The organism is Burkholderia sp. MSHR3999 (assembly GCF_000833595.1).
Lineage (GTDB): Bacteria > Pseudomonadota > Gammaproteobacteria > Burkholderiales > Burkholderiaceae > Burkholderia > Burkholderia ubonensis.
Window position 1 is genome coordinate 1453544 of record NZ_JRFO01000001.1, and the last position, 27000, is coordinate 1480543.

The 27000-nt window shown below is 62.6% G+C and carries 21 protein-coding genes; 1 reads left to right on the forward strand and 20 read right to left on the reverse strand.

The genetic code is table 11. The annotated features are described in order from the left end of the window. Positions 1-21: 21 nt before the first annotated feature. The 8 genes from KY49_RS06835 to KY49_RS36940 all read right to left on the reverse strand — a co-directional run bounded on the left by KY49_RS06835 (position 22) and on the right by KY49_RS36940 (position 12160). On the reverse strand, positions 22-1131 hold the full coding sequence (locus tag KY49_RS06835; protein WP_042583906.1) for a DUF6094 domain-containing protein: 1110 nt from the start codon (positions 1129-1131) through the stop codon (positions 22-24). A gap of 59 nt (positions 1132-1190) precedes the next feature. Further along, positions 1191-1838 carry a hypothetical protein gene (locus KY49_RS06840; RefSeq protein WP_042583907.1) on the reverse strand — a complete coding sequence of 216 codons (648 nt, stop codon included), beginning with the start codon at positions 1836-1838 and terminating at the stop codon, positions 1191-1193. A 93-nt stretch (positions 1839-1931) separates the two neighbouring features. Further along, entirely contained in the window at positions 1932-2534 is a 603-nt protein-coding gene (locus tag KY49_RS06845) for a DUF3275 family protein (RefSeq protein WP_042583908.1), read from the reverse strand. A 94-nt stretch (positions 2535-2628) separates the two neighbouring features. Next, complete coding sequence (locus KY49_RS06850; protein WP_042583909.1) at positions 2629-3147, reverse strand: STY4534 family ICE replication protein; 519 nt, start codon at positions 3145-3147, stop codon at positions 2629-2631. A gap of 1147 nt (positions 3148-4294) precedes the next feature. Then, positions 4295-7552 (reverse strand): M14 family metallopeptidase, encoded by a 3258-nt coding sequence (locus KY49_RS34765; RefSeq protein ID WP_063840471.1) that lies wholly within the window; start codon positions 7550-7552, stop codon positions 4295-4297. Between the two features lie 32 nt (positions 7553-7584). Continuing rightward, entirely contained in the window at positions 7585-7863 is a 279-nt protein-coding gene (locus KY49_RS38440) for a hypothetical protein (protein WP_063840472.1), read from the reverse strand. Positions 7864-7924: 61 nt separating this feature from the next. Beyond that, positions 7925-11422 carry a hypothetical protein gene (locus tag KY49_RS36935; protein ID WP_156162445.1) on the reverse strand — a complete coding sequence of 1166 codons (3498 nt, stop codon included), beginning with the start codon at positions 11420-11422 and terminating at the stop codon, positions 7925-7927. Between the two features lie 15 nt (positions 11423-11437). Further along, positions 11438-12160, reverse strand: a complete 723-nt coding sequence (locus KY49_RS36940; protein ID WP_156162446.1) for a hypothetical protein — start codon at positions 12158-12160, stop codon at positions 11438-11440. Between the two features lie 317 nt (positions 12161-12477). Here KY49_RS36940 and KY49_RS36945 point away from each other — a divergent pair, with 317 nt between their 5' ends. Then, positions 12478-12714, forward strand: coding sequence for a hypothetical protein (locus tag KY49_RS36945; protein WP_156162447.1), 237 nt, complete (start codon positions 12478-12480; stop codon positions 12712-12714). A gap of 500 nt (positions 12715-13214) precedes the next feature. Here the strand turns inward: KY49_RS36945 and KY49_RS06870 are convergent, their stop codons facing one another. From KY49_RS06870 to KY49_RS06920, 12 genes are all read right to left on the reverse strand, one after another. Next, complete coding sequence (locus tag KY49_RS06870; RefSeq protein ID WP_042583912.1) at positions 13215-14009, reverse strand: hypothetical protein; 795 nt, start codon at positions 14007-14009, stop codon at positions 13215-13217. A gap of 118 nt (positions 14010-14127) precedes the next feature. Beyond that, positions 14128-14844, reverse strand: coding sequence for a DUF5983 family protein (locus KY49_RS06875; RefSeq protein WP_042583913.1), 717 nt, complete (start codon positions 14842-14844; stop codon positions 14128-14130). Positions 14845-14983: 139 nt separating this feature from the next. Next, a complete protein-coding gene (locus KY49_RS06880; RefSeq protein ID WP_042583914.1) occupies positions 14984-15373 on the reverse strand; it encodes a hypothetical protein in 390 nt (129 codons plus the stop codon). 19 nt (positions 15374-15392) lie between these two features. Continuing rightward, on the reverse strand, positions 15393-15638 hold the full coding sequence (locus tag KY49_RS06885) for a hypothetical protein (RefSeq protein ID WP_042583915.1): 246 nt from the start codon (positions 15636-15638) through the stop codon (positions 15393-15395). Positions 15639-15931: 293 nt separating this feature from the next. Beyond that, complete coding sequence (locus KY49_RS06890) at positions 15932-17437, reverse strand: DNA cytosine methyltransferase (protein WP_042583916.1); 1506 nt, start codon at positions 17435-17437, stop codon at positions 15932-15934. Positions 17438-17869: 432 nt separating this feature from the next. Further along, positions 17870-19900, reverse strand: a complete 2031-nt coding sequence (locus tag KY49_RS06895) for a DNA topoisomerase III (protein WP_042583917.1) — start codon at positions 19898-19900, stop codon at positions 17870-17872. Positions 19901-20161: 261 nt separating this feature from the next. Continuing rightward, complete coding sequence (locus KY49_RS36950; RefSeq protein WP_156162448.1) at positions 20162-21007, reverse strand: hypothetical protein; 846 nt, start codon at positions 21005-21007, stop codon at positions 20162-20164. A gap of 4 nt (positions 21008-21011) precedes the next feature. Continuing rightward, positions 21012-21362 carry a hypothetical protein gene (locus tag KY49_RS06900; protein WP_042583918.1) on the reverse strand — a complete coding sequence of 117 codons (351 nt, stop codon included), beginning with the start codon at positions 21360-21362 and terminating at the stop codon, positions 21012-21014. A gap of 323 nt (positions 21363-21685) precedes the next feature. After that, positions 21686-22090, reverse strand: a complete 405-nt coding sequence (locus tag KY49_RS06905; RefSeq protein WP_042583919.1) for a single-stranded DNA-binding protein — start codon at positions 22088-22090, stop codon at positions 21686-21688. Further along, positions 22087-22617: a DUF3158 family protein gene (locus KY49_RS06910; protein ID WP_042584605.1), complete on the reverse strand. Its 531-nt coding sequence runs from the start codon at positions 22615-22617 to the stop codon at positions 22087-22089. Before KY49_RS06910 ends, KY49_RS06905 begins: the two co-directional genes overlap by 4 nt. 5 nt (positions 22618-22622) lie before the next feature. Continuing rightward, a complete protein-coding gene (locus KY49_RS06915) occupies positions 22623-23423 on the reverse strand; it encodes a PFL_4669 family integrating conjugative element protein (protein WP_042583920.1) in 801 nt (266 codons plus the stop codon). Positions 23424-23597: 174 nt separating this feature from the next. Then, entirely contained in the window at positions 23598-26999 is a 3402-nt protein-coding gene (locus tag KY49_RS06920; protein ID WP_042583921.1) for a DEAD/DEAH box helicase, read from the reverse strand. Position 27000 lies beyond the last annotated feature (1 nt).

Genomic DNA, 27000 nt, shown 5'->3' on the forward strand with positions numbered 1-27000 from the left:
CGTGTCGTTGGTGGATGACGATCAGCGAATGGTGAGCACGTCGCCGCGCGTCGGCGAGCCCGGTGTCATGTCCCAGGCGCGGATGACCGGCACGAACTTGTCGGTGAGGATGCGTGTTTCGGCGATGGAGCCGTCGTCACGCTCGGTAAACTCCGTCTGCAGCGTCTTCTCCTTGTGGGTATCGCCTTTGACGACCAGCACCTTGCCGGTCCGCGAAGTCACCACGCCAGAGACCGCGCCAGCCGCAAGGGCCAACGCGAGATGCCACTGCGACAACGCCCGTGCCGGCGGACGCAGTGTTTGCTGCGTGGCACCCAGATGCGTCTCGACGGAAGGCCACAACCCTTGCAGGCGCTGCACCTCGTCTTCGAATTGCGCCGGATCGAGCGTGACCCGGTAGAAATGCTCCGGTTCGGCGGACGATAACGGCACGGTGTACGGCGCGAAGGGCCATGCCTCCGGCAGTTCGTCCGCGTCGACATCGCCATGACCGATCGATAGCAGATGGCTGCGTATCGCCTTGTCGCTGTCGGCGGTCTGGTCGCGCTGTCGCACGCGACGACCGAGGATCACCACCTGCTTGAATTGCGTGTCCACTGCACGGTAGATACGCAGATCCGCGAAGTGACGTGTCAACCAACCGACCAGCTCGGCATCGAGGATAGTCTGGGGGACGATGAAGACGAGCACGCCGTCGTATTGCAGCAGCGGTAGCGTACGTTGATAGAACAGTTTCTCGAGGCGCGCACGACCTTGACCCTGGTAGCCCAGGTTGCCGTTCGCATCGCGACTCAAATCACCATAAGGCGGATTGAGCCAGAGCAAGCCGAAGGATTGGCGGCTGATGATGGTGTCCATCAGGTCGCCATGCAGGCAGCGATCGACCAGTTGCCGGGCATGGATGGCGCGTTCGGCGTCGTACTCGACGGCATACGCACGGACCCCGTCACGTCCGAGCGCATGGGCAGCTTCCGCGATGGCGACGCCTTCGCCGGCGCACGGATCGAGGATGCACATCGGTCCCGTCGAGGGAGCCAGTGCCAAGAGCACGCGTTCGAGCGTGCCTTCGTCGGTGGGAAAGTACCCGTTTTTGATGAAATTGCGTGCGAGACGCGGAAACATGAGAGCCATGGGGAAACTCCTGAACAGAAGGATCGATGGGGCACGCCACGGTGCATGCCCGTGGGAGATCAGGCCGCGCACCCCAGCGGTGTCGTGATGGCTGGTTCGGAGGGCGATGCCGTGAGGCGGCCGTCGCGAATGCGCTCGCCGAGCGCTGCGGTCAGCGCGGGCACGTCGATCGCCAGCCGGTAACCGTCGAGCGGTCCGAGGACCAGCGGCAGACGCGTCAGCATGTCGCCGTGTGTGAGCAGTTCGAGCACGATGTCGTGCCAGTGTTCGAGCAGCGGCAAGGGACAGGTATCGCGCACCAGCGACCAGAGCCGTTGGGTGCGTGACTCCGCAGTGCGTGGCAGCAACGCCAGCGCCGTCGCGTTCGCCTTGTCGGGCTTCACGCAACGCCTGTCGAACAGCCACAGGTTCACGAGCGAGCCGAATAGGGTGCGGCGAAATGCGCGCGTGCTGCGCTTGTCCAGTCGTTCGACGTTGCCGACGATGACGGGCACCGATGCGTCCTCTGTGACGAGATGGAAGCGGTCGAGACCCTGTTCGCTTGGGCCGAGCGTGAGACGGGCGAGGAAGGCCTGGATGGCGGTGTCGCGCGCCCAGACAGACAGAAAGACGAGTTCGCCGTGATCGTCACCGACGCAGGCGTCAGCCATCAGATCGGGGCACTCGTCGATGGGGTAAAGCGTGCGCGAAGCAAGAGAGGTGGGCATGGTGATGTCCTTGAGAGGAAAAAAGAGGGGCAACGTCGCCGGGGGGAGCGAGCGGTTGCCCCAAATGGGGAGGAGCGGAACGGGGAAAAGCGATCAGGCGGCGAGGCGGTGCCAATCCTGCGAGAGTGGTGCGAATTCGTAACCCAGCGCGCCGAGGCGATCGCGCTGTTGACGCAGCAGGCGCCGGTCGACGGTGGCATCAAGCTTGACGATGTCAGCGAGTGGCCAGAGTGCGCCGAACAACGTTTCGTCGTCGGCATTGCCGGCACTCGCAGTGTGCTGCGCGGCTGGCGCTTCCGTGCCAAACGGCGTCGTATCGATGAGCGGATCGTGCGCCGCGCCGGCCGAACCCGTGGTGGATACAGCTGGCTTGGCGGACGTTTCCTCGTCGATCGGATCGACTTCCTGCGGACTCAATGCGCTCGCTTCGTCGCGGCTCAATGCGTCCGCGGCGGACAGCGTCATGCCACCGAGTCGTGCACGGATTTCGATGACCATGCGGCCACCGGTGGGATAGGTCCACGGGAAAATCTCCGTGACGAGAAAATCGCCGTCGTACTTGCCTTCGGCGTATTGATCGAGTTCGGCGTTCTTGATGACGAACTCGCCAATGGAGGTCGCAAGGCGTCCGACATTGAAATCGCCGTTGCGTCCGTGGATGGTCTTGATGGCCAACTGGCCGGAGAGCGTGATCATGGGAGGCATCCTCATGAAACGGCGTCGCCATCGATGGCACGATGACGACACCGGGCGGTAAGAGAAGACCCCGGAAATGGACGGGGCCATGCGGTCAGAACGAGGCAGCCATGGCGGGTGCAGAGACGTTCGCGTCGTCGGTGGCAGGGGAATCCACGTTCGGCGTGTCATCCTGCGAGGCGGGAGTGTCCTCACGAGAAGCGTGGTTCGCCGGCTTGGCTTCGGCCTTGTAGACGAGCTGGCCGTCGACCTTGATCCAGCTTACGAAGAGCAGGCGCGCTTTCAGACTCACTCCCGGTTTGCCCTCGTTTTTCCCCTTCGTGTACGTGAAGAGGTCGGACCACAGGTCGCCAAGGCGAAAGCCGATCAGTACCTTGCGTTCGGCCTTGACGGCCTTTTCGCAGCGGCGGATCAGATGTTGCGCATCGGCACCCGAGACGCGCACGTCGAAGTAGCGGTACTCGGGCTCGTTGCTGGGACCGTTGAGCGCGGCAATGTCGCAGGCGAGAAACGCATCGCCTTTGCGCGGTTTGACCTCACGGATGCGGTTGACGTAGCCGAGGCCGGTCACGTGCAGATCGAAGTAGGTCTTGTCGTTGGACGACGTGGTCATGGTGAATCTCCTGATGATTGATGCGGAGACACACCATCCCGCGGGAGGTGTGGTACCCCCGCGTGGGTGAAGGATTGGGATCGCAAGATCCGGATGGACTACCGAGGCATCACCATCGAGGCCGATGGATGTTCGCGCGGGGATGCCGAGAGCGAACGGGCTCGATCAACGGAGTGGAAACCTCCGGTGTCGCCTTGAAGATCGGGGCGACCTGGGCATGTTGCTGACGAAGCAGCGGAACATGTGCGAAGCCTGCGTACAGGCGTAAGCTGTGGCGAGCGAAAAACCGACACGACGCTACTTCGCATTGGGCCATGCGATGAACCATGCGACATCGGAGCGTCCGTATCGGGATCACAACGCGCACGGAGCGCACTCGCCGTGCTATCGCCTACGTTGGCTTTCACATGCATCCGGATAGCAACGATCGCGCATCGGGCCGATGTGATCGACTCATGCATCGTGAGGAGAGCGACATGCCACACGACAAGGTGGATTGGAGACAGGCCCCGAAGTCGGCGGTCTGGTGGGCCATGGATGAAAAGCGGTGCCGCGCATTGGTATTGCGCCCCCGATGTGGCGGCGTTTACGAACTTCTGGTACGCCGACCAGCAGCCCGCGCCATCGTTCGACTACCACGGCGACTACCGCGCAAGCCTGACAGTGCGGTTTGCCGTGCCGTTCAAACCTTCAAGCGTGGGTCGGAGCGGTTAGCGGATCGATGTTGTGCGACCCGCGGACTGCGATCGAGCCGCGTTCCGGTAACGCCGATGTCGCATGGACCCATAACGACGGGAGCAGTTGGGGAAATTCGCCAGAGCCGCAAGACGATGGATGTCTGCGTTCGGCCAGGAAGCGTCATCCGCCGGTACCGTCGCTCAGACGTTCAGATGTCCGCTACGCCCAGCAAATAGCCGTTTCCTGCGAAGCTCGTGCCTGCGCCTGGCTGACACCATATCCAGAACGGGCTTGTCGAAGGTATTCAATTCCGTAGCCACAAGAGGGTCATGCTGCGGGTGGTGCTGGCACTGCGTCACTCGGACAACCTTCTGTTTGGCCTGTATAAGCCATTGGAAACCACAACCACATTAGCAAAAGCCCTCCGCCATTGGGGCCCTGCGCCGTATGTCACACGCACCGCTCCCGATTACAGTCTGCGGCGCAATGGCGCTGGCGGTTCGCGCACGATGATCGACAGTGGCCGGTGTGGTTCGTCGCGCTCGGCCCAGACCGTGATGCGCAGGCGCTCGCGCCACACGCGTTCAGCCAGCCCCGCCAGGTCCTTCTCGCGGCTGGAGAAGCGGCGCTCGCCGTCCTCGGTATCCAGCAGGAAGCCCTCGAAGTCGCCGAAGCAATCGAACACCAGCCCGGCGATCTTGCCCGTGAACGCCCGGCGTGCCTCGGGCCCGCCTTCCTTGCCAGGCAGGTGCCTGCCCTCCCCGGTGGGCGACGGCAGGATGTGCGCCGGATTGCCACCGAATGCACTCACGCGGCCGGCGATGCGCTGCAGGTAGCGGCTAAATACCGGATGCCAGCGGTTGTGATGGGGGATCGCCTCGGCGATCCACAGCAGCACCGAGTAGTCCCGCTCCTCCCGCTTCAGCAGCGTTGCCTTGGCCTTGACCGGGATGGTCAGTTGGAACGCGCCGACCACACGTCGCCATTCGATCTGCGCCGGCTCCACCACGGCCGTCCGGCGGCGTTCGGTGATCGCGGGCGGCGGCGGGGGCGGCGGCGTGCGCCGGCCAAAGGCGTTGGTCACCTGCCTGACGGCAACGGTGTAGGTGTTGCCGTGCGGTAAGTGCTCGGGCACCACCACCGACAGCAGGCCGGCGTAGTTGATGTTGCCGCCCGGCGGCACCGGTACGTAGGTGATGCCACCGGTCTTGCACTGCAGGGTGTGCTCGTCGAGGCGCGTCAGTCGGTGCGAGGTGTACATCTTCGTCGCCATGGCCAGCACGTCGGCCGCCTTCACCGCGGGCAGATAGATCTGGGCCGTGCTGCCCGGCGGCGTGCTGCCCCAGTCGATCATCAACTCGTCGGGCGTCTGCCCCGCGGGCAGGCCCATGGGGGTAGGTCGAATCTCGAACGTGGTCACCGCCTGCGCGGAGCCCACGTCGCTCCACGCGATGTTGCGCTGTGCAAGCTTGTCCCAGTTGGACGGATCCTTGCCAAGCGGGATGGGCGTCGGATCGAAATCGATCTCGGCAATCAGGCACAAATGCAGGTTGCGCGCCAGGGCCTGTTTGAGCGAAACGGGCCGGAAGTTCGGGTTGGGGTCGCCCGGGTCGAACGGCCCGTCTTGCTGCGGCGGCACTTCTACGGGCAGGCGCAGGTCGGGCTGATTGATGTCGAGCCAGCAGCCGTAGAAGTTGTCCACCTCCGGACCGCCAATGGCGGTGAAGCTCTGGATGTTATGGCCATCGGTCTGCTGGTCCATGCTGCTCGTTGTCGAATCGATGCGCCCGTTCGCAAAGCAGGGAACGGTGACGTATTCGTTGCCCTGGATGCCGGCCAGAGCAATCGGCTGGCCATCAGGATTGCTCGACGCGCGCCGGTACTGGCCGCCCGGCGGATAGTCGAAGCCCGCGTACGTGACCTGGGTCTGGCGCAGCCGGAAGAACACCCGCACGTTGGACGCGCCGATCAGGCCGATATAGTGCACCTTGGCCAGCGCGAAGTTGAACACCGGGACGTTGTGCTCATCGTTGGGCTGCAGGTAGAGCTTGGACTTGTCCTCATCGGGTGATAAGACCGCGGGGTCGTCGAATGACTGCCCTCCGGCGGTTCCCTTGCCCGCTGTCAGGTTGTGCATCACCTGCTGGATGAAGCCCGGCGCAGCCGACGCATCCGCGCCCATCGTCGCGCCGAACCACGTCTCGTGGGGCCGCACCGCAAACACGCGCAGATCGATGCTCAACCACGCCGGATCGCCGTGCAGCAGGAACGGGTCGGGCTGCTTGATCAGCGTGAGCAGGGCCGAGGCCGGTACGCCTCCTGCCGTCACGTTTAGGGTGAGATCCTCGGTTGCTCCTGCAAAACCGAACGCACTGTCATCCGGGAAATCGATCGAGTAGTCAAAGGTGAAGCGCTGGATTTGCGTGCCGTAACTGCCGGTGTCCGAAGTGTTGCCGGTGCAGGTGATGGTCATGCCCGCCACGGGCGACGCCACGTTCAGCGTCGAGCCCGGTCCGGCCAGGCCCAGCTCCGCGGCGGTAAAGCCGTCGACCACGACCCGGAATGCGTCCTGCATCGGCAAGTCACCTGTCGTCCGCCGCGCATCGACCTCGTCCTGACCGATCGGGTTGCGGTTGAGAATGAACGCGCAGTGCTCGATGCGCTTTCGTACTGAGAGACAGAACGCAAGGAGACCACACGTGATTTCCTGGATGATGTTCTGCATTTCGCTGTAGGGCGGATGAAACTCCGCTCCCCACTCGAGCGTGTAGGAAATCACCTTCCCCGTGTTGCCATCGGTGAAGTGCCGGCTGTAAGCATAGTCGTCGGATGTTCCCGCTGTCGGATAGAGGTCGAACGCCGACTTGACCGTATAGGCGGTCCCCCGGACTGCCTGAATGCCATCGCGAAAGGTGTTGGCAAGTTGTACGGCGGTCGTCAGATCATCAGACGGAATGTATTCCTTGTACGCATCGCCCGCTACGCCACGCTGCCCGTCATAGGCAGGGTTATGAAAGTTCATGGTCGGGTCGGACGTCTGGTCCTGATCATCGCCCCAGCTATACAGGATGTCCTGGCCGTAGCTGTGCAGGTCGATGAAGAAGCCCACATTCGGGAAGTTGTCGAATATCCATTTCGCGTTGCTGCTCTCCGGCTCGGAAAACGCACTGGGGCCGTGATAAAGCTGGTAATCGCACGGATCGGTGGAATCAACGATCGCAGCACTGGGGCTGAAGTACTCTGGATAGTTCCACAGAAAATCGTAGTTGCGATTAACATCGACTCCCGTGCAAGCTGCTGAATTCGGCGCTGCCGTGCGCCGGTTCTTTCGCCACATGGCATCGACCGTCATGCTGTAGTTGCGGCCGTCGGGATTGGCTTGCGGAAAGACAATGATGTCGAGTGTGTCGACGATGGTCTTGATGTCGGCTGCCGAGAATGTCCTGCTGCCGAAGGTCAAACCCATGCCGCCGTGATACGCCTGTTCGAGTTGTTCGACGAAGTTAATGAGGATGTCCGGGCTGCCCCATTCACGCGAGTGAACACCGCCAAGGAGATAGACGCCCGGGCGGCTCGCGCCGCTGCCGTTGGCAATCTTGATCGCGTGGCACTGGCGGCCTTCCCAGGTGAGGTTCGGCAACGCAATGAGCTGGGTGAAAGTGTCATATGGCGCGGCGGTCGCGGCGGCAAGCGCGGACTCAACTTCGGTCACGTTCAGGTAGGGCATGGCAACTCCAGTTCTTGTTGTTGCGGCAGCGTTCAATGCGGTTCTGAAGGCTTACGCTTGTAGCGGTCTCCTTGCCCGACCTCCTTCTGTCGCTCTTTGCCCAGTTCGTCGACATCTTCGTGCTGTTCGACCTGATAGCCGGCCTGCTTGAGTCTTTCGATGTCCACAGGCTCGGCAAGCGCATCGATGCTGTATCCGGTGGATTCGGAGTAGCGGCTGCCGTGATCGAACACCTGGATCTTGTGTTTGCGGACGAGATCCAGGATGGCCTCCCGGTCCTTGCTCGTGATCGTGATGCGATAACGGGACATCGCAGACTCCCCTTCGTTTGGCGGTTACGCGCGGCCATGTGGTCTGCCCGCACGTAACCGGTCAGTCTTCAAATGGCGTTGGCGGTTCACGCACGATGATCGACAGTGGCCGGTGTGGTTCGTCGCGCTCGGCCCAGACCGTGATGCGCAGGCGCTCGCGCCACACGCGTTCAGCCAGCCCCGCCAGGTCCTTCTCGCGGCTGGAGAAGCGGCGCTCGCCGTCCTCGGTATCCAGCAGGAAGCCCTCGAAGTCGCCGAAGCAATCGAACACCAGCCCGGCGATCTTGCCCGTGAACGCCCGGCGTGCCTCGGGCCCGCCTTCCTTGCCAGGCAGGTGCCTGCCCTCCCCGGTGGGCGACGGCAGGATGTGCGCCGGATTGCCACCGAATGCACTCACGCGGCCGGCGATGCGCTGCAGGTAGCGGCTAAATACCGGATGCCAGCGGTTGTGATGGGGGATCGCCTCGGCGATCCACAGCAGCACCGAGTAGTCCCGCTCCTCCCGCTTCAGCAGCGTTGCCTTGGCCTTGACCGGGATGGTCAGTTGGAACGCGCCGACCACACGTCGCCATTCGATCTGCGCCGGCTCCACCACGGCCGTCCGGCGGCGTTCGGTGATCGCGGGCGGCGGCGGGGGCGGCGGCGTGCGCCGGCCAAAGGCGTTGGTCACCTGCCTGACGGCAACGGTGTAGGTGTTGCCGTGCGGTAAGTGCTCGGGCACCACCACCGACAGCAGGCCGGCGTAGTTGATGTTGCCGCCCGGCGGCACCGGTACGTAGGTGATGCCACCGGTCTTGCACTGCAGGGTGTGCTCGTCGAGGCGCGTCAGTCGGTGCGAGGTGTACATCTTCGTCGCCATGGCCAGCACGTCGGCCGCCTTCACCGCGGGCAGATAGATCTGGGCCGTGCTGCCCGGCGGCGTGCTGCCCCAGTCGATCATCAACTCGTCGGGCGTCTGCCCCGCGGGCAGGCCCATGGGGGTAGGTCGAATCTCGAACGTGGTCACCGCCTGCGCGGAGCCCACGTCGCTCCACGCGATGTTGCGCTGTGCAAGCTTGTCCCAGTTGGACGGATCCTTGCCAAGCGGGATGGGCGTCGGATCGAAATCGATCTCGGCAATCAGGCACAAATGCAGGTTGCGCGCCAGGGCCTGTTTGAGCGAAACGGGCCGGAAGTTCGGGTTGGGGTCGCCCGGGTCGAACGGCCCGTCTTGCTGCGGCGGCACTTCTACGGGCAGGCGCAGGTCGGGCTGATTGATGTCGAGCCAGCAGCCGTAGAAGTTGTCCACCTCCGGACCGCCAATGGCGGTGAAGCTCTGGATGTTATGGCCATCGGTCTGCTGGTCCATGCTGCTCGTTGTCGAATCGATGCGCCCGTTCGCAAAGCAGGGAACGGTGACGTATTCGTTGCCCTGGATGCCGGCCAGAGCAATCGGCTGGCCATCAGGATTGCTCGACGCGCGCCGGTACTGGCCGCCCGGCGGATAGTCGAAGCCCGCGTACGTGACCTGGGTCTGGCGCAGCCGGAAGAACACCCGCACGTTGGACGCGCCGATCAGGCCGATATAGTGCACCTTGGCCAGCGCGAAGTTGAACACCGGGACGTTGTGCTCATCGTTGGGCTGCAGGTAGAGCTTGGACTTGTCCTCATCGGGTGATAAGACCGCGGGGTCGTCGAATGACTGCCCTCCGGCGGTTCCCTTGCCCGCTGTCAGGTTGTGCATCACCTGCTGGATGAAGCCCGGCGCAGCCGACGCATCCGCGCCCATCGTCGCGCCGAACCACGTCTCGTGGGGCCGCACCGCAAACACGCGCAGATCGATGCTCAACCACGCCGGATCGCCGTGCAGCAGGAACGGGTCGGGCTGCTTGATCAGCGTGAGCAGGGCCGAGGCCGGTACGCCTCCTGCCGTCACGTTTAGGGTGAGATCCTCGGTTGCTCCTGCAAAACCGAACGCACTGTCATCCGGGAAATCGATCGAGTAGTCAAAGGTGAAGCGCTGGATTTGCGTGCCGTAACTGCCGGTGTCCGAAGTGTTGCCGGTGCAGGTGATGGTCATGCCCGCCACGGGCGACGCCACGTTCAGCGTCGAGCCCGGTCCGGCCAGGCCCAGCTCCGCGGCGGTAAAGCCGTCGACCACGACCCGGAATGCGTCCTGCATCGGCAAGTCACCTGTCGTCCGCCGCGCATCGACCTCGTCCTGACCGATCGGGTTGCGGTTGAGAATGAACGCGACGTCCTTCTCCTCCACCTTAAAGAAGAACGGGTCCACAGAAGCCTGGATGACGGTTGCACCATCGTTGCCAATCAGCGACGTGCCGCTGGTGTTGCGCTGATACCTGAACGTGCCTCCCCCATTAGGGAAAAAGTTCGCTGGATCCGGCGTGTTCATTGCCGGAAACACGCCATAGAAGTGTGGACCCAGTGCGACCATTCGCGCATAGTCACCGGTGAATGCGGGGCTCGTTGCGGTCCTCGCCAAAAGCGTGTCGTCCCACATCACCCCATCGCTCGTACTCCGGAAATGCGTCTCCATCCGGCCTGCGACGAGTTGCTGATAGAAGAGACCAACCGTACCTTGGCTGTTTATTGCCAAGGTGGCAAGAGCCGCATTATCGGCGACAAGAAGGTCGCCAGACCAGTCGGCACCGCGATTCAGTGAACGCCGCACCCTTAATGTGTATGAGGGCCCGGCGTTGTCACACCAGACGATATAAACGATGTCGCTATTGGTGGGATCAACCGCAACGTTCAGGTCGTTGTCAAGCCGTATACCGCCAAGATTGCCTGGGTCATTGATAACTACGCCGGTCGCAACCAATCTGCCTGCCTTCTCATCACTGGGATCCTTGAGATCGTTGAAGTTGTTTGATCCCCAGTTGTCGTCGCGCGCGACTACGATGTTCGCCGTGACGGATGTCGAGTTCGACGAAGTCCAGCTCTTGTATGCGACGTACACCGTGCCACTGCGGTGAACCGTTGGCCGGATTTCGTAGCTATCTTGCGGGGAGGGTGATCTGGGATCCAGCCGGACTTGTGTAAACGTCGGCGAGCCCGCTGATGCGTCAAGGCAAACATCGACCGTAGCTGATTGCGGAGTGTGTCCGAGGTCGTTATACCCAACGTAAATTCGGTCCTTGCCGTCGTCAGGTCCGCCGACGACACTGGTCGCTTCCATCCACGGTTGATCGATTGATCCGCGCGCATCAAACGAAGAGAACGTGCCTGCTGTTGAGGGATCTGCGGCGCGCAACACATTCATATTGCCGTTATCGCCGCGCAATATTCCCATGTAGAGTTCGCTCGACGTTCTGGCGAAAGCCGGCGATTGATCACTGGTCGTCCCGCCCGGAATGTCGAACCTCAGGCCCCAGTTCTCACCACCGTCGGTGGAAAAGAACAAAGGACCGTTAGAATTACCCGCTTCCGTGGGCGTAAACGCGGTGATCACCATCTCATGGGGATTCACGGGATTGACGGCGATACTGGGCTCTGAGTCGTTGTTCCGCTCGTTGCTGTGATCGTTCGGAACGACGTTCACGATTCGAAAGATCCTCATGGCATCCTCCTGTTCTTATTGGATGCTGGCGAGCAATTTCTTCACTTGCTGCAATTGCGACTCAGGCTGGAAGTCCGTTGGGTCGACCGCTACCAGGCTGCCCGCTTCGAGCATTGCCTCGCTCCTTGTCTTCGCATCCGAACGCGAACGGAGGATAAAGACGCCGCGTTGGCCTTGTTCGAGACGAAGTGCGTTTGTCCACGGCGGCCAATCGGCAGTTGCGAAGTACACCACCGCAGATTTGATTGGCGCTCCTCGAAGCACCGTGTGGATCTTCAACTCGGCAGGCGCCCACCAAGCAGCCTTGCGGTCGTGAATGACCTTATCGGCGGAGCCGACTTTCGTTACTTCAGCGTCGACTACAAGTTCGGCACCCCGAAGCCGTTCAATGAGATGATCTTCAGGCAGCTTCGCGACTGCTTCAGCCACTGTATCGGTTTGCGCTATATCCACATGCATCATCTCGCGCACTGCGATTCCTCGACCGTGTATCCAGCTGTTCGTGAAGAAGACGGCCTGCTGGCCTACGCTAAGGCTCTCCGGGGCCGACGCTACGACCGTGATGAGCTTTCCGCCAAGCTCTCCCAGCACAGGATCCGCGCGTAGCGCTCGATCAACGCGGACAACAACCAGCTTGTCATTCGGCTTGACGGTAGGTACCGAGGACGTACCACGCTCGACAACCGTCCCACTGAAAATCAGGCTGGACGATCGAGTCAGATCAGGTACAGATGGCATACACCGCTCCTTTTGAAAGTGGTTTTGCAGCCTTTCTACACCAAGACGAGCACGCAACTTGATAAACGACGCACTGGAGGGTCAACATCGACACGGCTGCACCCATAGCGCGGTCCGCAGACAGCGAAATCGGCGGGAAAACAAGGTCCGGCGGATATCGACGTTGGATGCGGGCAGCCTGGCAACCTGCGCATTCAACGAAACCGATTCGAAGGAGGCCACCACAGATGCGGCTTTTCCAAAGAGAGCGCGGCAGGGCATAGTCCTCCTCCTTGAACTGGCGCGCTCAGGCGCGGAGTGGTTCCCGCCAGCGCAACATGCAACCACGTCACACAGTCTCGAAAACTTTTTGCTATGAGAGCGTGCCGGTCATTGTCTCGCCAAATCTGTGGCGGGTTGCCGAACGCGAAGAAGGCGAGAAACGTCGCCTGAAGCCCACACTGCGTTACCTTGAGCGCCTAGAGCTGCCGAAGTGCCGGGGCGCTTTTCTTGCAGAACGCTTTGGATTGATCTTTGATTTTTTCACATCCTACCAATTGCAAATCATTCAATAAGGCTAGTAACTGGATGCGGCCAATACATTCAGCACTTTCCCGAGTAACGCCCCCGCTCTGTATGGCATTGATTTTGCCGGCGACTCTTGTCACGATTTTGAAACATTATCGATTGCCGATGCGAAATACGCTTGCCTTAACATGTTCACCGCGCTTCAGTAGTCGCGATAAGAGTCACGTCTGCAAATTGGACACCACCCGCTGTGTGCTTGGCGTGAAGTGGTCATTCCCCAATCGGGACGTTCCATCGGCTGCGAATGATCACAATGACCGATCACTCGTCGTCCGATGCGCCTAGGCGAATGACTCTTGGACCTTGTAAACCGCCGTAGTGTTCGCGCTGGGTCAAAGGGCCGGTTCGGGTCGCCAAGTGCCGGTCGCAGGCGTGCAGACTCCGATGAAAGTGAGGTGGGATGCCGCGATATGCGGCAGGGAACGGAGAGCGGGCTTTCGTCATTCGATGAGAGCCCGCCAGAGTGATGGCCTAGCTGACGCGTCAATCACGCACACCGCTTGCGCGAGGGCTTGGCCAGGATATCGATGCGAATCGCTCTCCAATGTCCGTCATCGATCAGCCGTTCGAGCACTCCGCCGAGCATGTCGACATAGACTTCGTCGACCCGCTCGACCACGGTGCCGTCCCGGCGTAGCTCGATGACGTAAGCGTCGAGCCCGCGGTCGTAGAGCACGGTGACTCGCCCGTCGAATTTCGTCGTGGTGACTGAAAACGCGATCGACGGTGGCGTGGTGTCGTCCGGCGCAGGATCGACGCAGACGAAGTCGCGCGCGCCGGCATCGACCAGCAAATGACTGATACGGCGAAAGCGATCCGGTGCAGGCCATTGCTCCAGTTGTTCGATCAATGCCACCAGTTCCACACAGCGCGGCTTTGGAAGGGGCAACTTAGTCGTCGCGCCACCGAGGATGACGGACTGGACGGTGTAGGTTTGGCCGTCTGTCGTTTGACGGGCTTCTTCGACGGGAGCATCCAGGCGCGTACCGTCGAAGTGATGCCGTGTATACGGCGTGACCGCGACCTTGGCGCCTTCCTCCGGATCGTGGCTCGCCAGTTGGCGATCGACGACGGCGAACTGGGCACGTGCGGTTTGCACGATGATGGCGTGGTCGGTCTTGGCAATGACCTTGCCTTCGAACGGCTGCGGATCGATCAACAAACCCAGCGCGGAAACGGCGGGTTGATTGTCGTAGATGCGAAAGTTGAACGACCGCACGTTGCGAGGAAGGAAGGGGCCGACGAGTGCCGGCAATTGGGTACGAAGGGCAGCATGGTCCATGGGGAAGCTCCTTGAACAAGGGGGAGAAAACCCAGGGACGCCGCCCCGTCGGGGCAGAACGCCCCCAGGCGAGAAACGACGCGAACGCGTCGGGAAAGAAATATGTGTTAAACGCCGTTCAGAAGCCGAACAACGGCAGACCGTCGAGCGGACGCGCTTCGGCATCGAAGATCAGGATGCGCACGTCAGCCTCGCCGGCCTGATGCAACAGATCGATCAGCGTGTCGGGCATGCGCGCTTCACGATGTTCCTTGCGCAGTTCGGCGGCCGTTTGCACGTCCACCGCGCGCAGGTGTTCATCGGTCCACGGTGTCGCGATCAGTTTGCAGCCGATGGCGTGGCTGGCGGGTACGCGAAACGCTTCGAACAGCAAGCCGCTGGGCTGACTGGCATCGGCCAGGCGAGTGAGATAGCGCCAGCCGTCCTCGCTCAGGTGACGGCTGCTGATTTCCCAGCAGCGACTGAAGACGCCGGTGTCGAAACGGATCTGTTCGATCGTGCGCTGTGCTGCTTCGAGTGAATAGACATCGCCGACATGCGCCAGCGCGTCACCGAATCGTCCGGTGATTTCGTAGACGACGTTGCGGGCGATGCCGAATCGCCGACACGGGGTTTCCAGCGCTTCAGCTACCGGGAGCTTATCGGCAACGAGACCATAGTCGTCGCAGAAAATGCAAAGGTTGCCTTGCACATCATCGTCGGACAGGTGCGCCTGCGAAGCATGCAAGGGACGATAGCAGGGCGGACGGTCGTGATCGTCTTCGGTGATGCAAAGCACGCGGCGAATCGTGAGTGCGTGGTAGCCGCGAAGAAAGGGATTGCCGTGATGGGCCATGGGAACCTCCAGGGTGAAAGGTGGATTCCCATCCCCGCATCGGGCACGGAAACCCGACGAGGGAAGAAAGGCCTGCGATCGTCCGCGTGGACGGGCAGGCCGGGGGATGACACGCCACGAGAAGCGGCGCGAAAGCGCCTTACCAGCCGGCGTAATGCAGAAGCAGCGAAGCGATCACCTCACGCCGCTCGGCATCCAGGCCGCCGAGATCGGACAGACCCTGGACACCGACGCGACGCAGCATGGCGCCGCCATCGTGAGCGTCGTAGAAACTCACCAACGCAGCGAGAAAGACTTTTTCGCCAGAACTCATCGGACCGATCGCTTTCTTGATCAGGCCAACGTTGGGGCACAGATCCCACTTGGTGCGGGCGAGATCGAACGCCTCGCGTGTGCCCTGGCCGAAGAACCGCACACCAGCCAGCGCCACGCCGTGCTTCCAGGCGTCGAAGAACGCCTCAGTGGCATGACGTTCACGAACTTCGGCTTCCGCGAGCGTACGAAAGACATCGTGATGGTTCGGATGCATGGATCACCTTGATGGGATGTCAGGGAACAAAGCGCTGGGTCCAGCAACCGGCGACCAGCGCGCGTTCGGCGAGATCGCGTGTCGGGAAATACTCGACGGACTCGCGCGAGATGGGACCTTCGTCATTGGCGGTGCCGATGTAGTAGCCGGCGACGCTGCGAAGGACATGCAGCGGCAATCGCTTGCCGGTGTATCGCCAGGCGAGTGCACCGAAGTGCGGATTCGTCAGCGGGGTGGAGCACGGTGAAACACACGGGGTAGCCATGAAGCACTCCTATCAAGGGGTTGCGGACAGCCACCCATCCCGACGGGATGCAGTGACATCCGGTCGAGGGAACACGAGCATCGTCATCCGGTGGGGATGAGCGTCCGCGGCGAGCGATGCGAAGCGGACTGGCGCAGTCACTGCGATGACACGCAGCGCAGCCTTGAAGACCATCGGCTGCCTGGGCACCGGTCGAGGAATCGACCATGTACGGGTGCACCATGACGCAGGCGCGGCGTTCGCGCGTGGAGGAAACGGCATCGGCGCTTGACCGATTGATAGAGTCCATCCCGTCAGCGATGGCTCGCATGCAATGCGCGCAAAAGCCGTTCGCCGATCCAGCGCACGCACGGCACCGCCATGCTGTTGCCGATCGCGCGGTAGCGCGGAGCGTCGGCCGCGGGTTTGCCGCGATACGACACAAGGGTGTAGTGATCGGGAAAACCTTGCAGCCGTTCGCATTCGATCGGCATCAAGCGACGCACGCGCCAGATCACGTCGCCGTACGCGCTTTGGCCGTCGGCGTCGTAGCGCAGATGGGTGGCGAGTTCCGGCAGCAGGACATGCGGTTTGTCGCTGCCGCCGCCACTCGCGCGCAAGGCATGCGCCGTCTCGCCACCGATTTCCGCTGTCGCGCCGGCTTCGCGTCCGCGCAACGCAACACTGAGCACGGCGGGTTGTCCCTGGCCGGGTTTGCCGCCACCCGTCGACAGTGCGCCCGCGATGCGACCGTCGCCGTTCTCCATGCGCAGTTCGCCGCGACTGTTCTGCGCGATCGCCATCGCCGTGTGCGCAATGATCGGTACGCCGCGCCCGGTGCCATCTTCGCTGCAGCCCTTACCGCCGTTGGCGGTGTTGAGCGCATGACTGATGTGGCCGGTGACGGCCTGGACCGCAAACGTCTCGACATCGAAGTCGCATTTGTGCCCGCGTGCGGTGAGGCAGGCCGCATGGTCGATAGCGCCTTGCGTGTTGCCGCCATCGTAACAGCGCGGCGTAAGCACACCCGGCGCCAGCTGCTGACGCACGGGACCGCCGCTGGAACCGGTGTACAGCGTCGGACTTACGTCGGTAAGTCCGCTGCCATGAGCGCCGATAGCAATGCCTCGGGCAAGGCTTTGTGGCGCTTCGCCGCGCGCCGCAGGATGCCGGCGCATGCTGTCGAACTCAAAAAGTACCGTGGCGGGATCGACGTCGTTTCGAGCACTTGCGACAACGAACACACGTTTGCGTCGTTGGGCGAGACCGAAATATTGAGCGTCCAGTACCCGCCAGGCGATGCGTCGCGCGGGTCCATCGACACAACCAGCGTGCGTCCACCTCGCCCCTGGCGGCTCCAGCGGACGTGTTTCCCCAGCCAGCGCGCCAAGAAAGCATCCAAAGGCGTTGTGCCGGTCCGAGAGCACGCCCGGGACATTTTCCCAGACGAGGATGGCCGCTGGCTGGCGACGCGCGAGACGTGTTTGATCGATGACATGGGCGATCTCCACATAGTGCAGGGTGAGCGCGCCGCGCGGATCGGCAAGACCCTGGCGGCGGCCGGCGATGCTGAAGGACTGGCACGGCGTGCCGCCCACCAGGATGTCAGGAGTGTCCACCGTGCCGGCCCGGATGCGCGGCGCGATGCCGGTCATGTCGCCGAGGTTGGGCACGTGGGGGTAGTGGTGGTCGAGTACGGCGTTGGCGAACGGATCGATCTCGGCGAACCACGCGGGTGCGAGATCGAGCGGTTGCCAGGCGACGCTGACGGCTTCGATGCCGCTGCAGACGCTGCCGTACCGCAAAGCAGGGGTGTTCATGGTCGGGGTGTCCTGTTCAAAGGGGAAGTCGCATGCGCAAGCGCGGCGGTTGAAGCGGGAACAGGAAGCCGGACGCGGATGCATCCGGCGTGGACCAGGCGACCACGATGTCGCGCAACGAGGGCGTGGCTGCCGTAAGCCTGCCGTCATCACCGCGATACACCCGGCTCGTGTCGTGGCGAGAGCCGGTACGTGCTGGCGCACATCCGCGCACAAAGGGAGCCCGTTGGTTCGCCGGTGGGCGCCGGCGGCGATCAGACGCGACCACGACGGGTCGCCTCACGGCACGCTCGGCATGCGGTCAGGGGACCCGTCGACGGGCGAGCCGGAAACAGGATCAACGTCATCCGAGGGATGTCAGACGTGCGTACCTCCGCACGCGAACGGCGTGCGCACACCTTGCGGGAGGTCGGTGGCTAGGGGGAATGCGTGTCAGTCGTCGTGACCGAACGCGCGGCCACGGCGGGATGGACGTGCGGCACGACGTTTCGTCTTGGATGGTTCGACGGGCAAGGTGCCCTTGCAATCGGGATAACGCGTGCAAGACCAGAACGCGCCGTGCTGACTGGTGCGCTGACGCATCGCCGTGCCGCAAAGCGGGCAGGGCGGCGACGGCGGCAACGTGATCGACAGCGTCGTCTGCGCGTACTGCTGCACGAGCTGCGTCACCCACGTCGCTTGACGTGTGACGAACGCATCGAGCGTCATGTCGCCCGCTTCGATGCGCTCGAGCGCCTGTTCCCACACCGCGGTGGTACCGGGATCGGCGATTGCGGCCGGGATCGCGTCGATCAGCGTGAACGCCGTGTCCGACGCACGTACGGCGCGGCCCTTCTTGATCAGATAACGGCGGGCGATGAGGCCCTGGATGATGCTGGCGCGCGTGGCCTCGGTGCCGATACCGGTGGTGTCCTTGAGGATCTGTTTCAAGCGCGGATCGCTGACGAGTTTCGCAACACCCTTCATGGCCTTGATCAGCTCGCCTTGCGTGTAGGGGCGCGGCGGTTGGGTGGTGAGCGCCTTGAGCTCGACCTGTTCGATCGCGCAACGTGTCCCGCTTTCCAGCGGCGGCAAGGTTTGGCTGCGCGGCGGCTCGCTGTCGTCGCCAGTACCCTCGTTCGATGCCGGTTCGTTCAACACGCTGTGCCAGCCGATCACGACGATCTGCTTGCCGGTCGCGTTCAGCCGTTCCGGTCCGCTCGCGAAGTGCGCGACGGTGCGGTCGAATTCATGATGCGGCAGGAACTGCGCCAGATAATGGGCACGGATCAACCGGTAGACGGCCTGTTCCTTCTCGGACATGGCGGTGAGGTTCGCCGGTTCCAGCGTCGGGATGATGCCGTGGTGCGCGGTGATCTTGCCGTCGTTCCACGCGCGCGAACGCTGTGTTGGATCGAGCGTGGCGACTAACGGACGCAACGACGGATCGGTGGCCACCAGTGTGGCGAGGACGGTTGGTACATCCGCCAGCATGCTTTCGGGAAGATAGCCGCAATCGGTGCGGGGGTAGGTCGTCGCCTTGTGCGTCTCGTAGAGGGCTTGGGCGATGTCGAGCGTTTCCTGCACGTCGAGTCCAAGCTGCCGCGAACACGTTTCCTGCAATGTGCCGAGATCGAACGGCAGCGGCGGCGCTTCGCGCACGCGTTCGGTGTCGACGGCGATGACTTCGACATCGCGCGCGTTCCGAAGCGTCGCGAGGGCGCTTTGCGCCACGTGCTGCTGCAGGCAACGTCCGGTGTCATCGGTGCTGCCGTCCGGCGCCTGCCAGTGCGCGGTGAAGCGCTGACCGCTCGAGGCAAGCGTCAGTTCGATGGCCCAGAACGGCACCGGTACGAAGCGCGCGATCTCGCGATCGCGATCGACGACCAGGCGCAAGGTTGGCGTTTGCACGCGGCCGACCGACAGCACGCCGTCGTAACCGGCCTGCCGCCCCAGCACGGTGAAGAGGCGGCTGAGATTCATGCCGACGAGCCAGTCGGCGCGCGAGCGGGCCAGCGCGGCGTGATAGAGCGGCATCGTCTCGGAACCGGGCCGCAGCGCGCCGAGGGCTTGCCGGATCGATGCGTCATTCAATGCCGACAGCCACAAGCGCTGAATGGAACCGCGATAGCGACACAACTCGATGAGTTCGCGAGCGATCATTTCGCCTTCGCGATCGGCATCGGTCGCGATGACGAGTTCGTCGGCCTTCGCGATCAGTGCCTTGACGATCTTGAACTGGGCCGCCGTCTTTGGCTTGATCTCGATGCGCCACGGATTAGGGATGATCGGCAGTGAGTCGAGGGACCAGTGCTTGTACTGCTCGCCGTACGCGTTGGGTTCGGCGGCTTCGATGAGATGCCCGATGCACCAAGTGACCGTGACGCCGTTGCCCTGATAGCAGCCATCGCCTTGTTGCCTGGCGCCGAGGACGCGAGCGATATCTTTGCCCTGGGAGGGCTTTTCACACAGAAAGAGGCGCACTGCGACACCTGTGGAATCGTCATCATGACGGCCATGACGATGGCAGCACAGTGTCCGAGAACGAGGTGGGAATGCATATCGGGCGATGGCCGGATTTAAGCAGAGGTCAGAACGACTGCCCAATTAGTCGATCATCCCTATAGTCAGTCGGCGATCCGCTGTATCCGTCGCCTGCCGAAATTGCCGAGATGGCCGCGCGAGACTTGGAGGGCAATGCCGTGCTTGGGTGCAATGACAAAAGCGCAGCCTTGACTGACCGGTTCATTTCTTATCCACTCCTTCCACCAAGGCATAGGCAGCAGCGCCTGTCCCCGCCGTTGCACACGCCCCGATCACGAAGTAAGAAGCGTGGAACCGGACGTTTGCCTCATAGTCGAGCTTCCTTACATATGCAACCAAATCGGCAAGAGATACATCGGCAGGAGCCTTGTGTCGAAGCCAGACATCAATTTGCTGCGTAATCCAGACTCCTTCGGGTAAGGTCAATTCCCGGGACACTCCGACTGATCCGTCGCGCAGATGATCTTGAGACCTGCATGATACGAAGACACATGTTTTGCCTGCCCTTGCGCAGTCTTCGCCAAGCAAGGGTAGCTCAACTTTTTCACCACCGATGAAGGAGAACTGTCCTAGTTCGTTGTGGCCCGCAATGATGATGAACTGGCTGTGCTCGTGCTTCAAATAACTCTGGAACTCGGCTCGATTCAAAATTCCATGGGTCGTTTTCAAGGCAGCCTGCTTCGCAAGACGTGCGGCCGACTCCAACTCTCGATTGTCAGCGTACGATATTTGATCGGGCGATGTCCCAAAGACTGCGTGATACTCGTCATCACGCAATGGGATTGCCATGATCACGGCACTGGAGGGGGTATGGTGTGCCGTGGTCAGAGGTAGCACTTCAGCCGGCGCTTTCTCAAAGATCATGCCTTCTGTAAAAGGCTCCGCGTGGCTGCCGGACAATGCGCGAAGATTGCCAATGATGCTTGCCGTGCAAGGTCCTCGAAGTTGACTGCCGGATGATTCGTCGGCGGAGGCCAAGTTGCCGGGTAGTAATGTCACGCCTCCGATTAGCACCAACGCAGTACTGATGCGGCGGGCGATGTGCATGGCATCACCTCATCTGGAGGTAGGTTTCAACGATACCCCATCGCGTTTCACTCTTCGGCCCTAGCTTGCGACGGGCGTCGCTTGCTGCATCGGCCGCATGCTTGAAGATGAGAGGGAACGCTGCGCCAAAGACCAGGTAATCTCTAGCGGCGCCGGCATGATCACCGAACCAGACTACCGTCCCGCTGGCTGAGCCAAATATCATCACGAGAACCAGTGCCCAATAAATGGGCGAGCGCATCTGATCTTGGTATTTCTTCTGGTTTAACTTGAATCGTAATTGCCACCAGTACAGTGTTTCTTGCATCGCCGCACCCAGAGCGGCAGGAAGAAAGACGTCAGCTAGCGTACTCATGGCGATCCTCTTTACATAGTCGATTACGGGCGCTTTTCACTCGCGATTGTCGGATGGCATCAACCCGAGAGAGCCTTTTCGATTGCTCCCGGATGTAATCAGAATAGGTGACAGTTTAGTGGGCGACAAGATTGCGGAAGCGCGAAGCGTGCGCTGCGATCAAAATCGAGATACTGGGGGAGCCGCCTGGACAGCATTCTGCACGGTATGGCGGAAATGAGGCGGAGCGTGGCGCTGAGGAGACTGGCGCACGATGAGCGCCGGTGTTTTGGCACGGGCGCTCATGCACGGGGCTATGCGAGTGGCATCAATGCAGTGCGGCGTTAGTCGCCGGTAGGATCGTTAGCGTCGGTGACGCCCCCAGGTTTGGGACTCAGGGTGATCGATTCGATGCGATACGGCAGAACCGCGACACTGCGCGCCTCGATCACGAAGGTCACGCGTGGGTTGTCGTCCTTGTCGGTCCACTTGTCCTGCACGATGCGGCCGTCGACCAGCACGCGCATGCCTTTCTGATAGAGCGTCGCCCAATGCTCGGCCTCGTCGTGCCACAGTTGCACCGGTGCCCAGAAGCCGCCGCGATCCTCGTAACCGTCTTTCACGGGAACGGGGTTGTCGAAATACACGTTCAGGCGCAGCAGACGATCGGGATCGTCATTGCCGTGCGGAAATTCACGAAACTCCGGCGCAGAGCCGATGTTGCCTTCGCCGATAAAGCGGATGCTCATGATGGGTACTCCTTCGAGTGGGTGTGTCGGGCGACACGGTGGTGGTAGTGGTCATCGGCGTGTGCCATCGCGGCGACGCCGGCATGTGCCTGGCGGGCGAGGGTGTGCAGCAGGCTGATCTGCATGTTGAGTGCGATGCGCTGCAGCTCCATCGCGTAGAGATCGTCGATCAGCGCAGCCGGTGTACGCAGATCGTCGAGCAGCGCCTCCCACAGGGCGACGCCCATCGCGGAACGGTCGAGGTTGCGCCAGCGCAGAAAGGTCGTGCCTGCGCCAGTCGTCTGCTGGGCCAGGTAGACCGGCAGTCGATCGAACGGTGGGCGACGCGCCTGCGGCAGAAGGGTGCGTTCGGCCAGTGTGATGAGCGCATCGCGCAGTGCCTCGCATTGGCTGGCCCAGACGTCCAGATCCCCCTTACCTTTAAAAGGTTTTAAAAGGCCTTTTAGGTAGGCCGCGTGTTCCAGCCGCTGGAAGGCTGTCTGTTCCAGCGGCACAAAGCGACGCGTTGCGCCAACGCCCTCGTGCATGGTGCTCACGATGCCTCCGCGTCGCCGGCATGATTGTCATCGTCGGCGGGCATCGCGGACGATGCGTCTGCGGTTGCCGCAGCCGGTTCCGTTGTGATCGCGGTGGATGCCGGACGCTGCGCCAGACTACTGCGACGCACGATCGGTGGTGCAAAGCGCGAGCGGCGCGTGCCTTCGAGCACGTCCTGCGGCAACTCGCCGAACTTTTCCCGCGCGGCGCGCGCTGCGGCATTATTCGCCGCAAAGTCGTCGCGCCGCGTGCCGGAGTAGCGGTATTGCTGGGCCACGCTGAAAAGACTGCGCAGCGCGTGCGCGCCCTCGTTGAGCCAGCGCTCCAGCGTGCGACGATCGATCATCGCGGTGTGGTGCGCCAGGATCAGGCGCCGCGCGAGATCGTCATAATCGGCGAGCAGATACACGGCCATGAAGCCGAGTTGCGCGTTGATGAAAAGCGGCAGCCGTACCGGCTGGATGTTGAGGTTGTCGCCGAGCGTCAACGCCGGCGGCACGTCGGCCAGCGCCTGATCGACCTGTTCGCGCAGGCTTTGCAAGGTGGCCTTGGTCTGCGCGAGCTTGTCCTCGATGCGCAGCATCCAGGCGTCGGAATACGGATCGTCCTGTTCGGCGCCACGCTTCATCTTGTTCATGATGGCGACGAAGCCGTTGAGCCCGATGATGCCGGGCCGTCCTTCGGCAGCGACGCGTCCATGCCAGATACGCGCGGCGTGGTGCGTGTGCAGCGTCAGTTGCATCGCGCTGCGCAGCGCTCCGAGATTCAGTTGCAGGGAGGAGGGTTCGTTCGCCATGGGGACACTCGTCGCGAGGAAGGACGGGTGTCACGATGACGATCGAGGGGAAGGCCGTCAGTGAACAAAGGGCATGGCGCAACGGCCGGATTACGGCGTCCGATGCGAGCGATGGAACGAGCTATACCACTGGTATAGCTCGCGGCCACTATCGATGGATGCGTGCAACGCGCGTTACGCGTCGAAGAGGGAGGGCGTGTCTTCCGCCGGCGTGGAGGGTTGCGTGCTGGACGGTAGACGCACCACCGGCAGTGCGGCGTACAGCTCGCTGACATAGTCGAGTCCGCCCCACTGTTGCGTGTCGCCGATCACGTACAGGCGGCACTTGGCGCGGGTGATGGCGACGTTGAGCAGATTCGGCGCACCGGTTGCCCACGCGCGAGCGCCTGCGCCTTGCTGGCCGGGCGCCGTGCCCAGCACGAGGAAGACGATCGCGGCCTCCTTGCCCTGAAACGTGTGGACGGTGCCGACATCGATGCCGTCGAATTTGCCACGTCGCACGAGATTGCTGCAGGCGTTCGCCACCTTGCGGAACGGTGAGATCACGTAGACGCCGGCCGGCTTGTTGTCCTCACCGCGCGCCGGTTCCCGTCGTAAGGCGGTCAGGCACTGGCGCAGCACGTCCAGCTCGTCCTCCGACACCGGATGGCGCACGCGCGTGGACGCCACGTCGAACCAGGCGCTGTCGCCCAGCACACAGGAAAACGGCGTGGGAAGTGGTTGTCCTGCATCATCGACGCGCCCCTGCACCATCTGTCCGGCGTAGGCGATGCGGTTGGCGACCGAGAACATGGGATCGTCGCAGCGTCGATGCGTGCGCAGCGGCATGCCGGTCCAGATGCGCGTATCGCCCCCGGTGTCGTCGGCCGACGTGCTGACCCAGGAGCCAAACGGCGTGATACGGTCGGTGAGCGTTTGCACCGACTCGTCAGCGGGCGACCAGGCTGAATCGACCTGATGGCGGCGACGCAACGCTTCAGTGAGGCGCAACGGTACGGTGAAGACCGGCTCGACTTGCAGTGGATCGCCGACGATTACCGCGCGACGGCTACGCCAGATCGCGCCGGCCGCCGATTGCGGTGTGGCCTGGCCCGCTTCGTCGATCAGTAGCCAGCCGATGCTGTCCTGTCCCATACCGACGAATAGCCGATCGAACGAGGCGAGCGTCGTGGACACGACGGGCACCACGAAAAAGAGCACGTCCCACAACCGCGGCCGTTGATCGGCGGGCAACTTGTCCTGCAGCGTGTTGGTGAGCATCCCGTTCACGACGCGGAGGTTGCCGATGAACTTGCCGGCGTTGGCGAGGATCGTGGCGCGATGCAGTTCGACGGCAGCAAGAAACAGCCGCGCGCGCAGGTGATCGAGTGCGGCGCTGACCGCGATGCTGGCACGATGACGGATGTCGGAGGGCAAGGACCAGAACGCATCATTCGGAAAGTGTTTCGCACCGGTCGCATAGCCGGCATCGAGCGCCTGCTGGTGGGCGTGACACTGCCGCATCAAGGCGGCGAGTTCACGGGATAGCGCCTGATGCCGTTCACGCTCGCGCCGAAGGGCGGCTTCGGACTGCACGATCTCGCGGCTGAGTGCGCTGAGGGTTGCGGTGGTTTCGCTCAGTGCACGCGTGGGGACCTCGAGTGCCTGGCGTCGCGCGATCATGCGGGGCGTTTCGCGGCCGAGCCATCGCATCAGGCGATCCCAGAGCGAGGGTAGATAGGCTGCTTCGCACTGCGCGAGGACTGCCTGATGGCTCTGCATCAGCGCACGCAGGTCGGTCTGCTGTGCGCGCGACGCGGCCAAGTCCTGTTCACCCGCTGCGATCGTATCCGCGATCGTTTGGATGGATGCTTCAAGTGTTTCCCGCTGTACGCGGCTGCGATCCAGCTCGCGCGCGGCGTGCTCCGCAGCCACCAACACGGCGCGCTGCTTGTCGACCTCGGCGTGCGCATCGAGGAACGCGCGTTTCGCGGCTTTCCATTCGGCCTGATAGCGCGGGTAATTCTCGTTGGCGTTCTCCAGGATCTGCTTCATCGTCGGCGGACGTTCGTCGCGCGGTTCGGCAGGCGGGATCGGATCGTTCGTCGTGGTCGCTTCCGCCGCGTCATCGCCGTCATCGTCCGGCGCATCGGTCGCCGGGGTGGTAGCGTCTGTCGACTGTTTGGCCTTGCGTTCATCACGAAAGAAACCCGTGGCAAACGATCGCCGATTGCCGACATTACCCAGTGCGGCGGCGATGATGCCCCAGCCGTCGATGGGCTGCTTTTCGTCGTCGAGCACTTTCTGTGCGCGGAAGATTTCGCGGATCACCTCGTCGAAGTAAGCGACCGGTTCGAATTCGCGGCTGATCTTGGCACGGGCCGGCAATTCCTGCGTGATGTTCTTGACGGCATTGTTGTTGTTGCTGGTGACGACGATGGAGGTGCCGTCGATCACGGCGCGCTTGAGCGGCGAAAACTTCATACCGGCCATCTGCACCGGCTCTTCGAACAGGGCCGCGGGTTTGTCGAGTGTGGCAATCCGCCTGGCGCGCTCGGTGACGATCTCGGCGATCACGTCGCAGAGCAGTGTGGTTTTGCCGGTGCCTGGCGGGCCGTTTACGCCGAGGATGCCGCTGTCCGGGCTCAGCGTGCGCAACACCTCCGCGACGGCGGCCTGTTGGGCGAGCACCAACGGGTACTTGGAAGGCGCCGGCCAGCGCGCGGACGGCAGGCGCACGGCGCTGACCAACTGCGCCATGGTGGCGTGTTCGGTGAGGATGTCGATCCGTCCTTCGGGCTTGATGGCCGCGCCAAGGTAGCGGGTCAGGGCGGCGCCGAAGGGCAGCTGCTTTTCGGCGCGATCGATCAGGCGGTCGAGATCGTCCAGATAGAACGAATTGAGGAATTCGGTGGCTGCTTCCTGATTGTCCTTGAGCTTGCTGCGCTTGATCCGGATGGTGCGCACGACGACACGCCAGTCGAGCGTGGCTTTTTTCGCGCCCTCGCCGAGCAGTGCGCAGACCACGTCACGCTCGGCCTCGAGGTCCTCCCATCGCAGCGCCGTGCCCGACGAGGATGCCGCGGGGTCGTCACTGCCATTGGCCGGCGCAAGGCGATGGCAGCGCTGCGCGAACTCTTCCTGCGCACGCTGCAGGCGCGCGTTGACGTTCTCCAGCGTACCGGTCTCGCGAAACGCGTCGACGCCGTGCGCGTAGCTCGCCGCCAAGTAGCTGCTGGGCAGCGGCACACCGTGCTCGTTGACGACGAAGGCGGCCAGCCACCCCTGGCCGCTCACGCGCTGAATTTCGCGTTCGCTGAGATCATCGTTGGGCAGGATGCCGCGCAACACCAGGCGGGCCAGGTCCTCCACATCGGCCACGCCCACGTAGACGACATGCAGGAAAGCATGTGGCTCGGTCGGTGCGAATTCTTCGCGATGCCACGGCAGCGTGCTTTGCGGGCCGCGGCGCCGCAGCGTGGTGACCTTGATTTGCGGCGTATTGTCCTTCGCCGTCGGAGTGGTCGGGATATTGAAGATTTCCAGGTCGCGCCAAAACCGCAGGACGCGCAGAGGTTCGTCGTTCGTGTTGTTCAAG

Bases quoted from the DNA above. Each gene is read 5' to 3' on its own strand.
- KY49_RS06835 (WP_042583906.1), bottom strand. From the start codon at position 1,131: ATGGCTCTCATGTTTCCGCGTCTCGCACGCAATTTCATCAAAAACGGG.
- KY49_RS06840 (WP_042583907.1), bottom strand. From the start codon at position 1,838: ATGCCCACCTCTCTTGCTTCGCGCACGCTTTACCCCATCGACGAGTGC.
- KY49_RS06845 (WP_042583908.1), bottom strand. From the start codon at position 2,534: ATGATCACGCTCTCCGGCCAGTTGGCCATCAAGACCATCCACGGACGC.
- KY49_RS06850 (WP_042583909.1), bottom strand. From the start codon at position 3,147: ATGACCACGTCGTCCAACGACAAGACCTACTTCGATCTGCACGTGACC.
- KY49_RS34765 (WP_063840471.1), bottom strand. From the start codon at position 7,552: ATGCCCTACCTGAACGTGACCGAAGTTGAGTCCGCGCTTGCCGCCGCG.
- KY49_RS38440 (WP_063840472.1), bottom strand. From the start codon at position 7,863: ATGTCCCGTTATCGCATCACGATCACGAGCAAGGACCGGGAGGCCATC.
- KY49_RS36935 (WP_156162445.1), bottom strand. From the start codon at position 11,422: ATGAGGATCTTTCGAATCGTGAACGTCGTTCCGAACGATCACAGCAAC.
- KY49_RS36940 (WP_156162446.1), bottom strand. From the start codon at position 12,160: ATGCCATCTGTACCTGATCTGACTCGATCGTCCAGCCTGATTTTCAGT.
- KY49_RS36945 (WP_156162447.1), top strand. From the start codon at position 12,478: ATGCAACCACGTCACACAGTCTCGAAAACTTTTTGCTATGAGAGCGTG.
- KY49_RS06870 (WP_042583912.1), bottom strand. From the start codon at position 14,009: ATGGACCATGCTGCCCTTCGTACCCAATTGCCGGCACTCGTCGGCCCC.
- KY49_RS06875 (WP_042583913.1), bottom strand. From the start codon at position 14,844: ATGGCCCATCACGGCAATCCCTTTCTTCGCGGCTACCACGCACTCACG.
- KY49_RS06880 (WP_042583914.1), bottom strand. From the start codon at position 15,373: ATGCATCCGAACCATCACGATGTCTTTCGTACGCTCGCGGAAGCCGAA.
- KY49_RS06885 (WP_042583915.1), bottom strand. From the start codon at position 15,638: ATGGCTACCCCGTGTGTTTCACCGTGCTCCACCCCGCTGACGAATCCG.
- KY49_RS06890 (WP_042583916.1), bottom strand. From the start codon at position 17,437: ATGAACACCCCTGCTTTGCGGTACGGCAGCGTCTGCAGCGGCATCGAA.
- KY49_RS36950 (WP_156162448.1), bottom strand. From the start codon at position 21,007: ATGCACATCGCCCGCCGCATCAGTACTGCGTTGGTGCTAATCGGAGGC.
- KY49_RS06900 (WP_042583918.1), bottom strand. From the start codon at position 21,362: ATGAGTACGCTAGCTGACGTCTTTCTTCCTGCCGCTCTGGGTGCGGCG.
- KY49_RS06905 (WP_042583919.1), bottom strand. From the start codon at position 22,090: ATGAGCATCCGCTTTATCGGCGAAGGCAACATCGGCTCTGCGCCGGAG.
- KY49_RS06910 (WP_042584605.1), bottom strand. From the start codon at position 22,617: ATGCACGAGGGCGTTGGCGCAACGCGTCGCTTTGTGCCGCTGGAACAG.
- KY49_RS06915 (WP_042583920.1), bottom strand. From the start codon at position 23,423: ATGGCGAACGAACCCTCCTCCCTGCAACTGAATCTCGGAGCGCTGCGC.